Source organism: Phytoactinopolyspora endophytica, from assembly GCF_004138495.1.
GTDB classification, from domain to species: Bacteria; Actinomycetota; Actinomycetes; order Jiangellales; family Jiangellaceae; genus Phytoactinopolyspora; species Phytoactinopolyspora endophytica.
Genome location: NZ_ML142850.1, coordinates 384,638 through 402,752, shown reverse-complemented (window position 1 = coordinate 402,752; position 18,115 = coordinate 384,638). Strand labels below are relative to the sequence as shown.

General features: G+C 67.7%; 21 protein-coding genes. 13 read left to right on the top strand and 8 right to left on the bottom strand.

Going from position 1 to position 18,115, the window contains the following annotated elements:
• The first annotated feature begins 75 nt into the window (after positions 1 to 75).
• Genes ELR45_RS05175 through ELR45_RS05165 form a run of 3 tightly spaced genes read left to right on the top strand, consistent with a single transcriptional unit; the run spans position 76 to position 3,066 of the window.
• Positions 76 to 849 carry an ABC transporter ATP-binding protein gene (locus tag ELR45_RS05175; protein WP_205856019.1) on the top strand — a complete coding sequence of 258 codons (774 nt, stop codon included), beginning with the start codon at positions 76 to 78 and terminating at the stop codon, positions 847 to 849.
• Positions 846 to 2,336 (top strand): hypothetical protein, encoded by a 1,491-nt coding sequence (locus ELR45_RS05170; RefSeq protein WP_129663984.1) that lies wholly within the window; start codon positions 846 to 848, stop codon positions 2,334 to 2,336. The genes ELR45_RS05175 and ELR45_RS05170 overlap by 4 nt, the downstream gene beginning before the upstream one ends.
• A gap of 55 nt (positions 2,337 to 2,391) precedes the next feature.
• Positions 2,392 to 3,066: a hypothetical protein gene (locus tag ELR45_RS05165; RefSeq protein WP_420813824.1), complete on the top strand. Its 675-nt coding sequence runs from the start codon at positions 2,392 to 2,394 to the stop codon at positions 3,064 to 3,066.
• 123 nt (positions 3,067 to 3,189) lie between these two features.
• Here ELR45_RS05165 and ELR45_RS05160 read toward each other — a convergent pair whose 3' ends face one another.
• Positions 3,190 to 3,552 carry a PPOX class F420-dependent oxidoreductase gene (locus ELR45_RS05160; protein WP_129663982.1) on the bottom strand — a complete coding sequence of 121 codons (363 nt, stop codon included), beginning with the start codon at positions 3,550 to 3,552 and terminating at the stop codon, positions 3,190 to 3,192.
• A 346-nt stretch (positions 3,553 to 3,898) separates the two neighbouring features.
• Here ELR45_RS05160 and ELR45_RS05155 point away from each other — a divergent pair, with 346 nt between their 5' ends.
• Both ELR45_RS05155 and ELR45_RS05150 read left to right on the top strand, forming a co-directional pair.
• A complete protein-coding gene (locus tag ELR45_RS05155; RefSeq protein ID WP_129663980.1) occupies positions 3,899 to 4,870 on the top strand; it encodes a zinc-binding dehydrogenase in 972 nt (323 codons plus the stop codon).
• Positions 4,871 to 4,926: 56 nt separating this feature from the next.
• Positions 4,927 to 5,685 (top strand): GNAT family N-acetyltransferase, encoded by a 759-nt coding sequence (locus ELR45_RS05150; RefSeq protein WP_129663978.1) that lies wholly within the window; start codon positions 4,927 to 4,929, stop codon positions 5,683 to 5,685.
• A gap of 19 nt (positions 5,686 to 5,704) precedes the next feature.
• Here the strand turns inward: ELR45_RS05150 and ELR45_RS05145 are convergent, their stop codons facing one another.
• Positions 5,705 to 6,082: an MmcQ/YjbR family DNA-binding protein gene (locus ELR45_RS05145; RefSeq protein ID WP_129663977.1), complete on the bottom strand. Its 378-nt coding sequence runs from the start codon at positions 6,080 to 6,082 to the stop codon at positions 5,705 to 5,707.
• A gap of 254 nt (positions 6,083 to 6,336) precedes the next feature.
• The gene (locus ELR45_RS05140) at positions 6,337 to 7,320 is read right to left on the bottom strand and encodes a phosphotransferase enzyme family protein (RefSeq protein WP_165367489.1); all 984 of its coding nucleotides are present in this window, start codon (positions 7,318 to 7,320) and stop codon (positions 6,337 to 6,339) included.
• A gap of 148 nt (positions 7,321 to 7,468) precedes the next feature.
• Between ELR45_RS05140 and ELR45_RS05135 the strand changes: the two genes are divergently transcribed.
• A complete protein-coding gene (locus tag ELR45_RS05135) occupies positions 7,469 to 9,241 on the top strand; it encodes an ABC transporter ATP-binding protein (protein ID WP_129663973.1) in 1,773 nt (590 codons plus the stop codon).
• Positions 9,238 to 11,028: an ABC transporter ATP-binding protein gene (locus tag ELR45_RS05130; RefSeq protein WP_205856017.1), complete on the top strand. Its 1,791-nt coding sequence runs from the start codon at positions 9,238 to 9,240 to the stop codon at positions 11,026 to 11,028. Before ELR45_RS05135 ends, ELR45_RS05130 begins: the two co-directional genes overlap by 4 nt.
• 5 nt (positions 11,029 to 11,033) lie before the next feature.
• Here ELR45_RS05130 and ELR45_RS05125 read toward each other — a convergent pair whose 3' ends face one another.
• A complete protein-coding gene (locus ELR45_RS05125; protein ID WP_129663971.1) occupies positions 11,034 to 11,447 on the bottom strand; it encodes a type II toxin-antitoxin system VapC family toxin in 414 nt (137 codons plus the stop codon).
• Between the two features lie 17 nt (positions 11,448 to 11,464).
• Positions 11,465 to 11,728: an antitoxin gene (locus ELR45_RS05120; protein WP_129663969.1), complete on the bottom strand. Its 264-nt coding sequence runs from the start codon at positions 11,726 to 11,728 to the stop codon at positions 11,465 to 11,467.
• A 171-nt stretch (positions 11,729 to 11,899) separates the two neighbouring features.
• On the opposite strand from ELR45_RS05120, the gene ELR45_RS05115 reads away from it, so the two are divergent.
• The 5 genes from ELR45_RS05115 (at position 11,900) to ELR45_RS05095 (ending at position 15,176) form a co-directional block, all read left to right on the top strand.
• Positions 11,900 to 12,511 carry a TetR/AcrR family transcriptional regulator gene (locus ELR45_RS05115; protein WP_129663967.1) on the top strand — a complete coding sequence of 204 codons (612 nt, stop codon included), beginning with the start codon at positions 11,900 to 11,902 and terminating at the stop codon, positions 12,509 to 12,511.
• Between the two features lie 28 nt (positions 12,512 to 12,539).
• Positions 12,540 to 12,827 (top strand): YciI family protein, encoded by a 288-nt coding sequence (locus ELR45_RS05110; protein ID WP_129664253.1) that lies wholly within the window; start codon positions 12,540 to 12,542, stop codon positions 12,825 to 12,827.
• A gap of 40 nt (positions 12,828 to 12,867) precedes the next feature.
• On the top strand, positions 12,868 to 13,476 hold the full coding sequence (locus ELR45_RS05105) for a DNA-3-methyladenine glycosylase I (RefSeq protein ID WP_129663965.1): 609 nt from the start codon (positions 12,868 to 12,870) through the stop codon (positions 13,474 to 13,476).
• Positions 13,477 to 13,569: 93 nt separating this feature from the next.
• A complete protein-coding gene (locus ELR45_RS05100; RefSeq protein ID WP_129663963.1) occupies positions 13,570 to 13,932 on the top strand; it encodes a YciI family protein in 363 nt (120 codons plus the stop codon).
• Positions 13,929 to 15,176, top strand: a complete 1,248-nt coding sequence (locus ELR45_RS05095; RefSeq protein ID WP_240759164.1) for an RNA polymerase sigma factor — start codon at positions 13,929 to 13,931, stop codon at positions 15,174 to 15,176. The genes ELR45_RS05100 and ELR45_RS05095 overlap by 4 nt, the downstream gene beginning before the upstream one ends.
• On the opposite strand, the gene ELR45_RS05090 is transcribed toward ELR45_RS05095, so the two are convergent.
• From ELR45_RS05090 to ELR45_RS05080, 3 genes are all read right to left on the bottom strand, one after another.
• Positions 15,173 to 15,928, bottom strand: a complete 756-nt coding sequence (locus ELR45_RS05090) for a GntR family transcriptional regulator (RefSeq protein ID WP_129663961.1) — start codon at positions 15,926 to 15,928, stop codon at positions 15,173 to 15,175. The two genes, ELR45_RS05095 and ELR45_RS05090, sit on opposite strands and share 4 nt — an antisense overlap.
• Complete coding sequence (gene add, locus ELR45_RS05085; RefSeq protein ID WP_129663959.1) at positions 15,925 to 16,950, bottom strand: adenosine deaminase; 1,026 nt, start codon at positions 16,948 to 16,950, stop codon at positions 15,925 to 15,927. Before add ends, ELR45_RS05090 begins: the two co-directional genes overlap by 4 nt.
• A gap of 145 nt (positions 16,951 to 17,095) precedes the next feature.
• Positions 17,096 to 17,446 carry a DoxX family protein gene (locus tag ELR45_RS05080; protein ID WP_129663957.1) on the bottom strand — a complete coding sequence of 117 codons (351 nt, stop codon included), beginning with the start codon at positions 17,444 to 17,446 and terminating at the stop codon, positions 17,096 to 17,098.
• A gap of 233 nt (positions 17,447 to 17,679) precedes the next feature.
• Here ELR45_RS05080 and ELR45_RS05075 point away from each other — a divergent pair.
• The coding region (locus ELR45_RS05075; protein WP_205856015.1) for a phosphotransferase at positions 17,680 to 18,115 on the top strand (436 nt) is incomplete at its 3' end.

Below are 18,115 nucleotides of genomic sequence, written 5' to 3'. Positions count from 1 at the left end.
CGCCCTGGTGGTCGCCGCTCGGCGCACCGCCTTCGACCGACTAGCTGTTCCACACCGACCCCGGATGGAGATCTGATGACGACCGTGCCCACCATGATCGGAACACATGTCGAGGTGCGTGACCTCGTGGTCAGGTTCGGCAAACGCACGGCATTGGACGGGCTCGACCTCACATTGGACGCGGGTGTCCATGGGCTGCTCGGGCCCAACGGAGCGGGTAAGACGACGCTGATGCGGGTGCTCGCGACGGTCGCCGCGCCGACGTCGGGAACGGTGTCGCTGCTCGACCACGAACTGGGCGACCATCGGCGGCTCCGCCGGGTCCGGCGCCGGCTCGGTTACCTGCCGCAGCAGTTCGGCTACTATCCGCGGTTCACGGTGCGCGAGTTCGTCGAGTACTTCGCGTGGTTGAAGGAGATGCCGGCTGCGTCCGTGCCGACGGCCGTGGACCGGGCGATCGAGCGTGTCGGTCTGCTCGACCGCGCCGATGAGCGGCTGAAGAAGCTGTCCGGAGGCATGTTGCGCCGTGCCGGGATCGCCCAGGCGATCGTCAACGATCCCGACCTGTTGCTGCTGGATGAACCGACCGCCGGGCTCGATCCCGAGCAGCGGGTGGCGTTCCGTGAACTGCTGCGCACCATCGGGGTGGACGCGTGTGTCGTGGTGGCAACGCACCTGGTGGAAGATGTCACGGCGGCGTGCACCGACGTCACGCTCGTCAACGACGGCCGAGCGGTCTTCCGTGGCACGCCCCATGAGCTGGCCGAGGCTGGGGCCGACACAGTCGATGGTGACTCGCCGATCGAGCGTGGCTACACCGCGGTCCTGAGGGCGGCGAGGCAGCGATGAGCGGCGCGACGGAGGAGCCCGCGGGCGGGACGGAGGAACGCACGCGCGGGGTGGACCGCATGACGTGGCGGGTGCTGCGGACCGAGCTGATGCGGGGCACGGCGCCGGTCGCGGCGTTGAGCATCGCGGTCGCCGGTGGCGCGATGCTATTGAACGAGACGGAGCGGTGGGCCGGCCGTTGGGGACCGCTGGCCGAGTACACGTCCGTCGTCCTGTTCGCCCTGCTGCCGTTCGCGGCTACCGCCGGGGCATGGCAGGTGGGGCGGGAACATCGCCGGCGGATCGTAGAGCTGCTGGGGTCGACCGCGCGGCCGCCGGCGCACCAGGTGCTGTTGGCGTGGTGCTCGGTGACGCTCGGGGCCTTGGCCGGCCTCGCGGTGGCGTGGGCGCCAGGTGCCGTGTTGGTCGCACGGGTGGCGACATACGGAGGAAAGGGCTGGTGGTGGACACTGGCGGTGGCGTTCGTCGGCTTGGCGGCCGCCAGCGCGGTCGGGGTGGCGGCGGGCCGGTGGATCTCGAGCCGCGTCGTGGCTCCGACCGTCGGCCTGGTCGTGTTCGCCGGTGTAGGTGTGGTGAGTGCGTCGAGCGGCACGGCATGGTCGTGGCTCACTCCAGGCATCGACTGGCCCAGCAACGGAGTCGAGTACCTTGAGACCGACGCACAGCTCCTGCAGTTGGTGTGGCTGGCCGGGCTGACGGCCACCTTGCTGATGCTGGCGGCGGCGCGGCGCAAATGGCCCGCCGTCGTCCCTGCGGCGGTCGCGGTCGTGGCGGCGATGCCGCTGGTGAGCGGTCCGGCGGACCGCTGGGCGCCCGACCCGGCCGCGCGGGAGCTGGTCTGCACCGACGACGGAGGTGCGGAGCTCTGCATGACCCGGGTGAACGCATTCCTGCTCGACGACGCGAAGGGGCCAGTGCGGGAACAGCTGGCCCGGTGGGAGGAAATCGACGGGGGATTCGTGCGTGCCGTCGACTCGATATCGACCCGGGGCGACGACGTCGACGACGCTGCGGCGACTGAAGGTGCTGCCGCGACCGATGGTGCTGCCGGCGCGCGGGATGCCACGTCGTCGTCAATACCCGAAGACACCGCCGTCGTCGATCTGAGCGCCCTCATCTCCTGGAACGGCGGGCTGTCAGAAGAGAACGAATACGGCGAGAACCTGGCCACCGTCTTCGCTCAAGCCGCTGACGATGTGGTCTACCGGCGGTGTGATCCGTATGACGACGCGGACGGGGAAGTGGACGGTCATGGACCGTCGCCGGAGAAGGAACCGATGTTGTGGGCGTCGGGGGTCGCATATCACTGGGTGCTCGACGACCCGAGCCCGGCGGGCACGGTCGTCGAAGACGGCGAGCAGGCCGATTTCCAGGTGCTGCTGGCCAAACCGGAGGCCGAACAGAAGGAGTGGATGAGCCGGTACATGGCAGCGGCCCGCACCTGCGACACCGATGCCTTCGCCACCCTGATGGAAGAGCTGCAATGAGGTGGGCGCTAGAGACAGACGCGTTGTCGACCACGGACAAGGAGTGCCGGTGACGATGATGATGCTGCGATCGGGCGCGCTGCGCCGGCCACAGCTCGGCCCCGGCGATCGGGCGTCCGCGTTCGTCGCTCTGCACGTGCGGGCCAGAGGAATGCCATTGCTGCTCTTGGGAGTCGCGGTCGTGGCCCTGACGGGATGGGCTGCCGCCGACTGGCTGGTGCATCGACCATGGTCGTCGGGGCCCGATGCGCGGCTGCCGGTGGTTCTGGTGGCTCCACTGATGGCCGCTGTGCTGGCGTCGCCGGGGTTGGCCGGTGCCGCTGAGGAACTTGAGCGGTCGATGCCCGCTCGGTGGCGGCGGTACCGGCTGGTGCACGTCGTCGTTGTCGCACTCGTGACCGGTGCCGCGCTCGCTCTGATCGGGACGTGGGAACCACGCACATACGGAACGTTCGAGCTGGTCCGAAACACGTTCGGCCTGACGGGCCTGGTGGTCGGTGCCGCCGTCGTCATCGGCGCCCGGCTGGCCTGGCTCCCGGCGTTCGGCTACGGCGCCTTCGTCTACGGCGCGACACCCAGGCCGATGTCGGCGGACACGGCGTGGTGGGCCTGGCCGCTGCAGCCATGGAGTGTCGGCGCGGCATCCCTCGCGGCTGCTGCGGTGTCGGCCGTGGGTCTGGCCATGTACGTGTTGCTGGGTGCTCGTGTGAGCCGCGATGGGGAGAACTAGGCGTTTCCGCTCTACTAAGCGGCGTCGCCGAACGCGGCGTAGCGTAGGCCGGCCCCAATGTACCGACATCGTCTCTGCCATGGCCTAGACGATGTCGGTAGATCGAGGCGTAGAGCGGGAGGATCAGTCTGGTTGCAGGCCCCAGGAACGGACCCGATCCGGGTAGATCCGGATCAGCGGCGTCGGGCCGTCGACCGCCTCGGCGCGGCCACGGACCTCGATGCCTCGTGGTCGCCACGGCGGTAGCACATCGTCGACCACCATGGCGGCCCGCTCCGAACGCTGCACGTCGCGGAACTTCTTGGTGCGGGCGAAGTCACGTCCGCCGATGTCGATCGTGTCCAGCTCAGTGTTGTACGACCATCCCACGGGCGTCACGTGCGGTGTGCCGTCCGCGCCCACCGTCGCAATGCGCGCGAGGCGTTCCCTGGACGGGCGGTCCGTGGACAGCAGGTAGCTTCGCTCGTCGTCGTTGAAAGCGCTCACGGGTCTCTCCTTAAGATCATCGAATGCTAACTACACGATGTGTGTAATTGAACCACGGTCCCCCGGCGAATTCTTCCCATCCTGGGTGGGGCCTGCGACCTGAGGCCGTCGACGCGCATACCCAAGTCCGCCTCGTTCTCCGGCCTTGCAGTTCGGGGACGGTAGATCGCTGGCGCCACCGGCGCTCTAAGCGCGGCTTCGTAGCCCTTTCGGTGCGGCGCTGGTGGGGTGGCGGCGGTGGGCGAACTCCTCGGCGGTCCGCTGAGAGCGAAAGCAGTTTGACCTCAACTTTAGTTGAGGATGCAGCCTTGGGGACGTCAGAGAACGCGTCCCTTAGGAGAACATCATGCGCGCAGTCGTTTTACGTGAGTTCGGTCCAGCTGAGAACCTGACCTACGAGACCGTGCCCGACCCCACGCCCGGGGACGGCCAGGTCAGCATCGTCGTCGAGGTAGCGGGTCTGCACCTGATCGAGACAGCGATGAGGGCTGGCCTGGCGATCGGCCCGCCGCTTCCCGAGCTCCCGACCATATTCGGAAGTGAAGTGGCGGGCGTCGTCGATGCGGTCGGCGCCGGGGTCGACCCGTCGTGGATCGGCACCGGAGTGGTCACGGCCGCGGGCCAGCCCGGCGGTTACGCGGAGAAGGCGGTCGCGGACGTCGTCGATGTGCAGCCGATCCCAGATGGGCTGGACGTCGACACCGCGGTGGCCATGGTCCGCACCGGGGCCACGACACTGGGCATGCTCGACGTCGCTGAACTCACTCCCGAGGACGTCGTTCTGGTCAACTCCGCGGCCGGAGGGATCGGCCGCCTTCTGGTCCAGTACGCCCACAATCTCGGCGCGACGGTGGTGGGCGCCGCGGGCGGGCCGTCCAAAGTCGCGGCCGTGCGTGACCTTGGCGCCGACGTCGCCGTCGACTACAACCGACCAGACTGGTCCGGCACGGTGCGCGAGCAGCTCGGCGGCCGTCGGGTCACTGTCGTTCTCGACGGCGTCGGAGGCGAGAAGGCGGATTCTGCGTTCGGCCTGCTCGCCGACGGCGGCCGGTTCGTGAGCATCGGGAACGCATCCAGGCACGAGCCCCATCTCGATCCCGAGCTGCAGAAGTCGCGGAGCCTGACGACCATCGATGCGCTTGGACACCTGCTGAGCGAGCGAGAGAGATTCTCGGAGCGTGAGGAGCGGGCGCTGCGGGCCGCCGCAGAAGGGAGGATGATTCCTACCATCCAGGCCTTCCCGCTGTCCGAAGCAGCGGCGGCACACGTCGCGCTCGAGAACAGGGAGACCACCGGCAAGGTCGTGCTCAAGCCCTGACGCGGTGGGAGAAAACGGTGTGATCGAGCGTCCGTCGGCCGGGAGTGTCCGGCGACATGGCCGTTGATGCTTCCGAACTGCTCAGTGACGTCGAGTTGCTTCAGATCGAGATGGAAACGCTGTGGGATATGAACAGCGACGGACGTATCCCGGGCTCGCATTATCTGGTGATCGGCGCGACAGGTAGTGCGCGTCGGGTAGCGGTTGGGGCGGGCGTGCCGGACATGCTTGCGGACGAGCTGACGGATCTCGTCTTGAGCGAGACGGAGCCCTGTGCTTCGGGCCGGCCGCCCGCGTCACTCGCTCGCTGTCAGGGTCTCCTTGAGGACGCATTCGGCGCGGTGGAGAGGTCGTCTGGTCCGAGCTATCTGATTCCATCCGGCGTCGGGTTCGCGGCCACAGCAGACATGGTGCTGTCCGGTTCTGCGCAGGTGGAGGCCGTCCGCGATGCTCATCCCGGCGACTGGGACGTTGACGAATGGGACCAGCTTCTCGCTGGGAACCTGGGCCCGTGGGCAATGGCCACGCATCAGGGCCAGGTCATCGCCATGTGCAACACGCCGGCCCAGACCGCTCGAGGGGCCGAGGCGGGCGTCTGGACTCACCCGGACTTCCGAGGTCAGGGGCACGCCGCGGCGGTGACCGCTCAATGGGCGACGCTGATGGCGCCGAGCGGACGACGGCTGTTATATAGCACGTCCGCGACGAACCAGTCGTCGCAGCGGGTGGCGGCGCGTTTGGGCCTGCGTCCCATCGGCTGGCTTTGGAAGCTCTCCCGGCCCGGAGAACAGGGTGTCCATTCGGGCCGTCGCTGAGACTGCGCCAGCGTGCGGGCTAGATTCCGGACTCCTTGACCAGTGCGCGGGGTGCTTGGCATCGCCAGGCATCGGTAAGGAGCTCTCGTAGTTCGTCCTGGTCGACCTCCGGCAGTCGGATGAGCACGGCTGGGAAGCCGTTGTAGTGCGGTTCAGTAAAGAATTTGTCACGGTCGGACGCGAGAAGCTCTTCTTTTGCGCCCTGATTGGCGACGCGTACAGCGAGCACATCGGGGCGTGGAACGCGTGGCTTCTTGGGCTCGACGCGCTCTAGCCACACCCAGGCGATGCCCTTTTCCTTGCCCTTGTTCAAGACCGAGAACGCGAACCTCTCATCGGACTCCACCGTCTCGGGCAACGAGAGCGCGATACGGCGCACATCATCCTGATCAGCCATCTCGACACCACCGCTTCATGTCGCACCTGCCCGTTGTGCTTCCCTGTCGCCGAACCAGCGCTTCACCTCTGTGGGCAAAGAGCGTACGCCCCTACTCCGACAAGGTCGGTGAGCTGCGATACTCCATCTCGATCTCGGTGTAGTCAGGATTCGGTGGGCATGTCACGGTGGCGCCGGTAGGTTTCGCCAAACGAGTTCCTCGAAGGCACACGAGACGCCATGGCAGAGCGTGTGACCGCAGACTCCTGATCCGTCTACGGCGCGGCGGCGCTGGCGGCGTGGTCGAGTTGTTCCAAGGCCGGAATGTTGCGCAGAAGCCCGGTGACGCGTTGTTCAGCGAACTGCCGATGGTCAGGCGTGGCCTTGGGGTCCAGAAGCACTCCTGCCTGGCCGCGCAGGAAGTTCAGCCATGTCGCCAGGCCGGTCGCGAAGCCTTGCGCCGTACCGAGCTGTGCGGGGCCGCCATGGTCGCGGTAACACGCCCCGATCACCCGGAGCGCATCGACGTCGGCGAGATGGTGCATCAGCAACAGGCCGAGCTCGCGCCACGGGGCCATCGGTCCGGCGTTGTCCCAGTCGACGAGCCATCGGCGTCCGGCCGCGTCGCGAAGGACATTGCTCGCTTTCGGATCGCGATGGCACATGATGGGCCGCCCGTCCGGCGAGGCGTTGACCAGGCACGAGAGCTCGACCAGCTGGGGAGTCGCCGCTTCGAGCGCGGGCCACCAGTCCACACCGGCGCGTGACGCGTCGTCGGCGAGCTCGTCCCAGTCGACGTCAACGCGCTGATAGAACGGGTCCGGCTTGGCGTCGTCGCCCGGCTCGAGCCCGAGAGCGTGGATGCGGCCGAGCTGCCCGGCCAGCCACTGGACGGTCTCGGTGTCGGTCCGGTCCGGCACCTCGCCGTCGACCCACTCATAGACACGCCAAGCCTGCCCTAACGGATCGTGCGCCACATATCCGCCTGCCGTTGCGGCCAGGGACCTGGGGCTCGGTACGCCGGCCTGCCGGCACCGACCCGTGAAGCGCACCTCGTCCTCGGCCGCGCTCGCCGAAGGGACCTCCCAGAACAGTTCCTTGGCGGCGTACGTGGCCGTCGACGACGAGCCTGGCGGATCCGCGTCGATACGCCACACGGCACCCATGGCGCCACGTGCGACGCGGCGTGCACCGCGGAGCTCCCCAAGGCCGAACGCCTCACACACGAACGTCACATCGGCGTCGGCGCTGTCGGTCACCGGGCCATCATGACCCGATCGGCGTACGCGTTGCCACGGAATTTCTTCGCCCCGGACACCCGTCGGATCACGATGGCGACGCCATGGTTCAATGCGAAGGTCGATGGAAGGACTGCGGATTGCTCGGCCCTGAACTCGTAAGGACGGCATGAGCCGCCACGTCCCGCATGCGGATCCGGGGATACCGGACAGCCGTGGTCCGGTGCGTTATCTCTGGTGGCTGGTAATCCGGCAGTGGACGCGGGCGCTGCGTGGGGCTCTGTGGGGCAGCCTGTCGATGTGCGTGCACATCGCGCCGCCGTACCTGACGGCGAGAGCGATTGACGACGGAATCAACAGCGGCGACATGGCGACGCTCGCACTATGGGTCTCCGCGGTTCTGGCCGTCGGCGTCCTGAACGCCGGCTTCGGCTTGCTCAGGCACCGCACCATGACCTTCGCCCGCACCGACGCGGCATATCGCACGGTCCAGGTCGTGGTGCGGCAAGCTGTGCGCTTGGGCGCCACCCTGCCGCGCAATGTTTCCTCCGGTGAGATCGCCGCCGTACAGACGGCCGACGTCGGCCGGATCAGCCAGGTCATGACGGTGACCGGGCCCGGCGTGGGCGCAGTGGTCGCTTACGTGGTGGTGGCGTCGCTGTTGTTCGCCATTTCGCCGCTGCTCGCCGTCGTCGTGCTGCTGGGCGTCCCGGCGCTGGCGCTGCTGATCGGTCCGCTGCTCGGCCGGCTACGCGGCGCCGAGACCACGTATCGCGAGCAGCAAGGAGCGCTGACCGCGCGTGCGGGCGACATCGTGTCCGGCCTTCGCGTCCTGTTCGGCATCGGTGGCAAGGCGGTGTTCGCGGAACGCTACCGAGGCCGTTCTGCGGCGCTGCGCAGTGATGGGTACCGGGTCGGCGCGATCACCAGCTGGGTTGAGGCGGTCGGGGCGGGCCTGCCGATCGTGTTCGTCGGCGCCGTCGTGTGGCTCGCCGCACGCCAGGCTGTCGATGGCACGATCACGGTGGGCGAGATGGTCGCCGTCTACGGCTACGTCGCCGTGCTCGTCTTGCCAGTGTCGGCCCTCATCGAAAGCGCCGACGACATCACCCGCGGCATCGTGTCCGCGCGACGGGTGGTGCGCATCCTGGCGATGTCGCCCGGCATCCAGGATGGGCCGTCCACCGCCGACGGACCTCGTGAGCCGGCGGACATGCGCGATCCGGAATCGCAGCTGACCGTGCCCGCCGGGCGGATGTCCGCGCTGGTGAGCTCCGACGCAGCGGAAGCGGCTGCGATCGTGGACCGGCTCGGCCGCTATACCGAGTCGGACACCACCTGGGGCGACGTCCCGTTGTCCGAGATGGCGCTGGCCGAGGTGAGGAGCCGGATCCTGGTCGCCGATCAGGATGCCTACCTTTTCGCCGGGACACTGCGAGATGGCGTCGGGAGCGGCCGGCGGGACGACGGCTCTGGAGGTAGCCACCGCGACACGATCGTCAGCGACAGTGAGATCGACGACGCGCTGCACACAGCGAGCGCCGACGATATCGTTGCCGCCCTCCGGGACGGTCTGGCGGCTCCGATCGAGGCACAGGCACGCAACCTGTCCGGTGGTCAGCAGCAGCGGATCCGGCTTGCCCGGGCGCTGCTCGCTCAGGCCGAGGTGCTGCTGCTCATCGAGCCGACATCGGCCGTGGACGCACTCACCGAAGCCGCCATCGCGAGCCGGCTGAGAGCAGCCCGTCAGGGACGCACCACGCTTGTGGTCGGCACGTCGCCGCTGCTGCTCGACCAGGCCGACCAGGTGTCCTACGTAGTCCGTGGGACGGTCGCCGCCGTCGGCACACACTCGGAGCTGCTGGCGACCGAGCCGGGATACCGGGCTCTCGTCTTCCGTGGCTCGGACGAGGACGACCTGCTCCAGGGGGCGGTACGGTGAGTCACGACGAGTGGCGGCTGCCGGTCGCTGACGCGCCGGATGTGCGACGAGCCGCCTGGCGGCTGGTCCGGGACGACGGTCGCGCTATGACAGCCGTCATCGCCTTGACCTGTCTGGCCGCCTTGGTCGGGCTGGCGCCTCCGTGGCTGGTCGGCGAGATGGTCGATGTGGTGGAGTCGGGCGACGCCTCGGTGGCCACCATCGACGCTCTGGCGCTGGCCCTCGTCGGGCTCGCGATTGTCCAGCTGGTGCTGACCAGGTTCGCCCGGTACACGGTGCACCGCTTCGGCGAGCGGGCACTGGCGAGGCTGCGCGAAGAGTTCGTGGACCGCGTGCTGGCCCTGCCGTCGCGGGTCGCGGAACGGGCAGGCACCGGTGACCTGATGACGCGTGCGTCCGCCGACGTCGGGGTAGTCGGTGTGACGCTACGCAATGCCGCGCCGGACGTCTCTCTGGCCTTCCTGCAGGTGACGTTCATCTTCGGTGCTGTGTTCTTCCTGCATCCATTGCTCGGTGCCTGCGCCGTCGTCGGGCTGCCGCTGATGGCTTGGGCGACCCGCTGGTACTTGAAGCGGGCTCGTACGGCCTACCTCGCCGAGGGCCAGGCCGGCTCGGACGTCGCGGAGAGCATGGTTGCCACGGCGGAGGGCGCCCGTACCGTCGAGGCGCTGGACCTGCGCGAGGCACGGATCACAGAGATGGATACCGCGATCGATCAGGTGTACAGGACGCGGGTGCGCACACTGTTCCTGCGCTCGGTCCTGTTCCCGGTCAGCGATCTCGCCAACGCCGTCCCGGTCGCGGTGCTGCTGATGGTCGGCGGGTACGCCTACACGGAGGGTGTGATGAGCCTGGGTGCGGTGGTGGCGGGCAGCCTGTACCTGTGGCGGCTCAGGGACCCGATCGAGCGGATCCAGATGTGGACTGAGCAACTGCAGCGTAGCGGGGCCTCGCTGGCCAGAGTCGCCGGCGTCGGCCTGGTCCCGTCGGACCGTACGTCGCATCCTGCGGACGGCGGTCCGATGCCCGGCGCCGCAGCTGAAGCAGCACCGACCGATGAACGTATCGAGGTCGTGGATGTGCGGTACGCCTACATCGAGGGACAGGACGTGCTGCGCGGCATCGATCTCACCGTGCGGCCTGGGGAGCGGCTGGCGATCGTCGGTCCGTCGGGCGCGGGCAAGACCACACTGGGGCGGCTGCTGGCCGGCATCGATGTCCCACGGACCGGCAGCGTTCTGGTCGGCGGGATCCCGGTAGCCCACGTGCAGGCGGACAAGAGCCAGGTGGTGCTGGTCACCCAGGAGCACCACGTGTTCATCGGAAGTCTGCGGGAGAACCTCACCATGGCGGCGCCGGACGCCCCCGATGAGACGTTGCTGGCCGCACTGGACACGGTCGACGCGGACTGGGCATTCGCGCTGCCGGACGGACTGGACAACCAGCTGGGTGCGGGCGGACTCCAGGTGGACGCGGCCAAAGCGCAGCAGATCGCGCTGGCGCGGGTGGTCCTGCTCGACCCGCACACGCTCATCCTCGACGAGGCGACGTCGCTGCTGGACCCGACGACGGCACGGCACGCTGAGCGATCGCTGGCCGCGGTGCTGGCTGGGCGGACGGTGATCACCATCGCGCATCGGCTGCACACGGCGCACGACGCCGACCGGGTCGCCGTCGTCGAGGACGGCCGGATCACCGAGCTGGGTACGCACGACGATCTGATCGCGGCGGACGGGCCGTACGCCGCGCTGTGGCGGTCCTGGGGAGGAGACGTTTCTCGCCCCTGACGCGCCTACGCTGTGAGCCAATTCTCAACATCGAGTTCTTTGACCCGTTTGAACTCGCGGGTGTTCGCGCTGACCAGCGTGTGCCCCGCCCGGCTGGCCTGCCCGGCGATCAGCAGATCGTACGGCCCGATTGGTGTGCCGGCCGCGGCTAGCTCTGCGCGCACCTGTCCGGCGCGCGCGGCGTCGAGCTCATTGAAATCCGCAATGGTGATCGGCCCGCTGAGGAAGTCGGCGAGCCGCTCAGTGTTCTCGTCGGCGTGTCGGCTGCGGTTGACGCCGTACCAGAGCTCGAAGAGGCTGATTGAGGAGAGCCACACTTCGTAGCCCGAGGCATGAGCGTTCCGGTAATGATGCCGCACAGACGCGGGGCGGTCACGGATGAGCGCGATGGCTGTGTCGGTGTCGAGCAAGACGGCCATGTAGATCGGACCTCCGGTCAGAGCGACCGCTCGGCCGGCATATCGGGTTGATCGCGTCCCTCCGGCATGAACTCCACATCTTGATGGCGGTCCATGGCGGCGAACCAATCGTCAACGTCGGTGATGACCGGCTCGAGATATAGGCCACGGCCGGCGCGCCGCACCCGCACGCGGTCACTGTCGAACCGGAACGCCTTGGGGAGGCGGACGGCTTGACTCCTGCCGTGCATGAATACCTTGGCGACGGCTGTAACAGGAGTAGCGGATGTGGTTGTCGGCATCAAGCCCCTCCCTAATGGTAGATATCAATAGTGTATATCACCTCCCACCTGCGGTGCTGAGCGACGTCGTCGGGCCCGCCTCGCAATTAGGATGGCTGTCCTATTCTGTTACTGTAGGACACTCGTCCTAAGGTGTGGTGTGAGGTGTTCTCGATCGAGGAGGTGAATGTCGTGAGTGGATCGGTGACGCGGGCGCGGATCGTCGAGGCGGCCGATGAGCTGTTCTATCAGCACGGCTACGAGCACACGTCGTTCGCGGCGATCGCGGACGAGGTGCGGATCTCGCGAGGGAACTTCTATTACCACTTCAAGTCGAAGGATGAGATCTTGGACGCGGTGATCGACGCCCGTGTGGGGGCGAGGCGCGCGATGCTCGAGCAATGGGAGGCCGACGAGCCGACACCAGGCGGGCGGATCCGGCGGTTTATCCACATCGTGCTGACGAATCGCGCCGACATCCAGAATCACGGGTGCCCGGTGGGCACGCTGACCACCGAGCTGGCGAAGCTCGACCACGCGGCGTTGAAGGATGCGAAGGGCCTGTTCGAGGTGTTCCGGGTGTGGTTGCGTGAGCAGTTCGCCTTGCTCGGTCACGAAGCGCAGGCCGATGCGCTGGCGATGCATGTGCTCGCCTTCAGTCAGGGCGTGGCCACGCTGGCGAACGCCTTCCACGACGAGGAGTTCATCTGTCGGGAAGTTCAGCGGATGTGTGACTGGCTCAGCGCTTACACCGGCGATGCGGAACAGGACGTACGAGACGCCGACGCCCAGGCAAATGCCTGAGGCACTGAACATCGAAGAGAGGAACTACATGTTCGTGGTGTTGCTTCGGTTCTCCGACAACAAGAGCGCAGCCGGTCAGCACATGGCTGGCCACCAGGAGTGGATCGGGCGCGGTTTCGGCGACGGAGTCTTCCTCCTGGTCGGCAGCATCCAGCCGTCCGCGGGTGGTGCGATCCTGGCGCACGGCACGTCGCTGGCGGACCTGCAGCGGCGCGTCGACGAGGACCCGTTTGTCGCCGAAGGCGTAGTCAGCGCCGAGATCATCGAGATCGACGCGGCAAAGACCGACGACCGGCTGAGCTTCCTGCTGGCCTGAGTGACCAGCGCAGCACTCACGACGTAAGGACACCACGAGAATGACTGCCTCGATGTTCGCTCCAGATGGCCGGCCCCGTTGCCCTTGGAGCGGCGCGGCACCGCAGTTCTTGGCCTATCACGACACTGAGTGGGGGTTCCCCGTCGCCGACGAGCACCGGCTGTTCGAGAAGCTGAGTCTGGAGGGCTTCCAGTCGGGCCTGAGCTGGCGCACGATCCTGGCCAAGCGCGAGAATTTCCGCGCCGCCTTCTGCGGCTTCGACATCCATAAGGTCGCTCGCTTCACCGAAAGGGACGTCGACCGGCTGTTGCAGGACACAGGGATCGTCCGCCACCGCGGCAAAATCGAGGCCGTGATCAACAACGCGCGCCGTGCCGAGGAGCTCGCCGACGGCGGAGGATCGTTGAGCGCAGTCATATGGCGTTACGAGCCTGCCGGAGACTTGGCTGAGCCACAGAGCGCGTCGACCTCAACCGAGTCGATCGCCTTGTCGAAGGACCTGAGGAGGCAAGGCTGGAAGTTCGTCGGTCCCACCACAGTGTTCGCGTTCATGCAGGCCATGGGGCTGATCAATGACCACGTGAAGGAGTGCGTGATCAGGCCCCAGGTCGAGCGGGCACGCGAGAGTTTCACGCCTCCGAGCCGCTGAGTCCTCTTGCGGTGTCGATTCGGCCGTGCGTCGTTCGTGTAGAGGGTGAGAGACCGGGATGACCCGGTACCGTCACTGGCAAGGAGGAACATCATGGCGCAGTATCTGCTCAGCATCTACCAGCCCGATGGCGACGTGCCGCCGCCGGAGGTCTTGGAGCCGATCATGGAGAATGTCAGGGCCGTGAACGCCGAGATGCAGGCGTCCGGTGCGTGGGTATTCGCCGGGGGCCTGCACCCGCCGAGCACCGCCACGGTCCTCCAGGCGAAGGGCGACGACGTCCTTACCACCGACGGCCCGTACATCGAGGGCAAGGAACACATCGGTGGGTTCACGGTCCTACAGGCGCCCGACCTGGACGTCGCGCTCGAATGGGGCCGCAAGCTCGCCCGTGCGGTCACGCTGCCGGTCGAGGTCCGGCCCCTGATCGACGAGAGCGAGCGAACCTGCGCGTGACGGCCGACCCGCCCGTGGTGTCCCACGCGGAGATCGAACGCGTCTTCCGCGAGGAATACGGCCGCGCCGTGTCCGTCCTGGTCCGCCGATTCGGCGACATCGACGTCGCCGAGGAGGCGGTCCAGGACGCGTTCGCTGCCGCCGTGCAGCGCTGGCCACGGGCTGGGCTTCCGCCCAGTCCGTCGGGCTGGATCATCACCACCGCCCGTAACCGGGTGATCGACCGTCTTCGCCGGGAAGCGTCCCGTGAAGACAAGCATGCCCAGGCGGCGCTGCTGCACGGAGAGGACCATCCGGTCGAGGAGGAGGGACCCGTGCGCGATGACCGGCTGCGGCTGATCTTCACCTGTTGCCACCCTGCGCTCGCACAGGGTGCCCAGGTGGCACTGACACTTCGGCTCCTGGGTGGCCTGACGACGACGGAGATCTCTCGTGCGTTCCTGGTCGCGGAGCCGACGATGGCGCAACGCCTGGTCCGCGCCAAGGGGAAGATCCGCGACGCGAAGATCCCGTACCGTGTTCCGCGCGACGCGGACCTTCCAGACCGGCTCACGTCGGTGCTGGCTGTGGTGTACCTGATCTTCAACGAGGGCTACACCGCGAGCTCGGGTGATCAGCTGGTCCGGGCTGATCTGTGCACCGAGGCGATCCGCCTGGGACGGCTCCTGGCCGAGCTCATGCCTGATGAGCCCGAGGTCATGGGCCTGCTCGCGCTCATGTTGCTCACCGAGTCGCGACGGGCCGCCCGTACGACGGACGGCGGTGACATCGTCTTGCTCGTCGATCAGGACCGCAGCCAGTGGGATCGGGACCTGATCGCTGAAGGGCAGAGCATCGTCCGGGCGTGCCTGCGACGAGACCAGCCGGGCCCGTACCAGATCCAGGCGGCGATCAACGCTGTGCACAGCGACGCGCCGTCCGCGGCAGAGACGGACTGGTCACAGATCGTCCAGCTGTACGACCAGCTGATGGCGCTCGCGCCCAGCCCGGTCGCGGCGCTGCACCGTGCCGTCGCCGTGGCGGAGGTCGACGGGCCGGAGGCGGCACTCAGCCTGGTCGACGGCCTCGATCTCGGCCGTTACCACCTGTTGCACGCCATCCGTGCCGACCTGCTGCGCCGACTCGGACGCTACGAGGACGCAGCACGCGCCTACGACGCGGCGATCGCCCGCACTGACAACGCAGCCGAGCGGGCTCTGTTGCAGCGCCGCGCGTCTCTGATCAGCAAGGAGCCCTTCGGCTAGCCGGGCTGGTTGGCGCGGGTGAGGAGGAGGCCGATGCCGTAGCCCTTGACGACGGTCAGTGTGTAGCTGTTGATGGGTGTGCGTTCGTCGTCGTAGGCGACGCCGGTCAACGCGAGCCCGGGGGATCCAGGAGCGACGTCGCATTGCTCGGCATCGGCGGCGTCCAGCAGCGTCGGCTCGACCCGTTGCAAGCTCTCGGCGACGCGTCGTCCGGCGGCGGAGAGCGCGTCGACCATCGTGGGGCTGTGGTCCAGCACGTCGGGCGTGATCTGTCGGGCGACGCTCGCGGGAACGATGTCCGACGCCACTCCGTACACCGCCCCGTGCCGAACGCGAACGGCTCGATACCGCGTCACCGGTGATCCGGCAGGTATCCGCAGGTCAGCAGCGACGGCGCCGTCGGCCGGGTAGGTCTGCTGGGTGCGTCGTCGCTCCTCGACGTGGGCGGCCTCGTCGTCGAGATCATCGAGGAAACCCGTGTAGACCGGCCCCGATCTCGGCGTAAGCGGCTCGATGGGAGGCCTGGCCGCGACGTACGTTCCGGATCCCTGCTGGCTGGCGACGTAGCCGGCGTCGCGGAGGGCGGCGATCGCCTGCCGTATCGTGCCGCGGCTGACGCTCATCGTCCTGGCGAGGTGTTCCTCGCCGGGGAGGCGTTCGCCTGGAGCCCAGGCGCCGGCAAGGATCCGGCTCTTCAGCGACGCGGCGATGCGCGTGTACAGCGGACGGTCGGCGCCGGGGGGTCTGGTCACGGGAGCACGCGCTCCAGTTCGGCGCGTATCCGCGCCTTGATCTCTGCACCCGCGTACGACGCATCGAGTGCGGCTACCTGTGCGGCCAGCAGCTTCGACGTGGTGAAGCCGTGTAGCCGGTGTGCCGTGAGCAGCTCGTCGGTGAGTGTGGTCTGGAAGTACGCCGGGTCGTCGGTGTTGATGGTGGTGACGATCCCGGCGTCGGCGAGCCGGCCCAGCGGATGGGCCTGCGGGCTGTCGACGATCTTCAAGCAGACATTGGACGTCGGGGCGAGCTCCAGTGGGATGCGCTGGTCGGCGAGGTGCGCGACGAGCTTCTCGTCGTCGAGGCTCTGGATGCCGTGGCCGATGCGGTCGGCACCGAGCGACCTGAGCGCTCCCCAGACGCTGGCCGGACCGACGGTCTCTCCGGCGTGCGGTAACGATGCCAGGCCGTTGGCTTTCGCTCGCTGGAACGACGACGCGAACAGCTCGGGCGGGAAGCCGGACTCGATACCGCCCAGGCCGAGCCCGACGACGCCGTCCGGGGCTGCCGGCCCTAACAGGTAGTCGATTGTCGCCTCGGAGCCGGGGTCCTCGGACTCGCGGGAGATGTCGCAGATCCAGGAGAGCTCGACTCCTGATTCCGAACGGGCGCGCCGTCGTCCTTCGTCGAGCCCGTCCCGATACTCCTCGAGCGCGATGCCGCGCCGCTGGTGGTTCAACGGGGTAGTGGTCACCTCGGCGTAACGGACGTGCTGTGATGCGAGCTCGGCCGCGAGGGCCGACGTCGCGTCGGCGAAGTCCTGCGCTGTCCGGAGCACGTTCAGGCCGGTGAGGAAGAGACGGGCGAAGTCGTCGAAGTCGTTGAACTCGTAAAGACCGGTCAGGTCGTCCGGGGTGGAGGCTCCGATGTCGACGTTGTTCCGTTCGGCGAGGTTGAACATCGTGGCGGGCCTGAGGGATCCCTCCAGATGCAGATGTAACTCGATCTTGGGAAGGGCTGCCAGCCACGCAGCGACGTCGTCACGTTGATCTGCCACTTGTACTGTCTACCATACAAATATGCGTCCGCGATAAAAGTGTCGAGGTATGCCGGGGCTCTCCTGCGCTGGTGCGGCGTACGCTGACTTGATGATCGCGTGATCGGCACTGGTCGCGTCCTGCGGTGTGGGCTCGACCGTCAATTCACACGGTAGCGCTGCGCATGATGAGTGCGAGCACAGACAACGCTGCCAACGTTGCCGGGGCCGGCAGGCTCCTCCCGTCGCCTGCACGGATGTGGGAACCGATCGCAAGCAGGAAGTAGCACGTCAACGCCGCTGCGGCGGCGATCCCGAGTGGCGCCCAGAACAAGCCCAGGATCAGTCCGGCCGTACCGGCGAGAAGGACGAACGCCAGGTACTTGAGCTTCTCGGCTGGCACGCCCACTCGGACGTAGCCCTGAACGTACGGTTCACGGAGGGTGAGTTTGATGTACGCGGACATGGTCAAGGCCGCGGCGAGCACTACCGTGACGATGACGGTGAGTACGAACACGACGCACCTCCGGGTGTCGAGACACCAAATCTAATCACCCGGAACGTCCGAAGGGCAGGTCGTGATGATGTGCGCTGCCCGGCATCGGCGGCGTCCTGCGGCGTGGGGCTCGACCCGTTGCAGGCTCTCGGCGAAGCGGTGGCGGCCGGCGACCGTCGGGATCCTCTGCCGTCCGGGTGAGGTAACCGGAAACTCATGTGATTCCAGTGATCTCCGTCGGTAATGTGCGCAGCGTGGCATCGGAACATGCAGATCCTCAGGGGAGGATCGACGACGCGCCCGCCCCGGCGGTGGTCCTGGCGGCGTTCGGACTGTCCGGCACGGCGGTGGAGATGTCGCCGGTCTCCGGGGCATGGTCGAACCGGGTGTATCGGCTGAACACGGACAGCGCCAGCTACGCGGTCAAGCAGATGCGCAATCCGTGGCGCGATCCGCGGTGGCGGGACTGGCTCGACGCGGCGTGGGAGTTCGAGCAGCGAGTTCTCGCCGCGGGCGTGCCGATGCCGGAGCCGATACCGAATCCAGCTGATGGCGGGTGCCTGGCGTGGGTCGAGTCGGCTGGCGGGGGAGAGCGGGTGCCGGTGCGGATGCACCGGTGGGTGGATGGGAACGTGCCTGGCCCGGGGCCCGTCGACCGTGAGGTCGCCGCGTGGGTAGGTCGGACCCTCG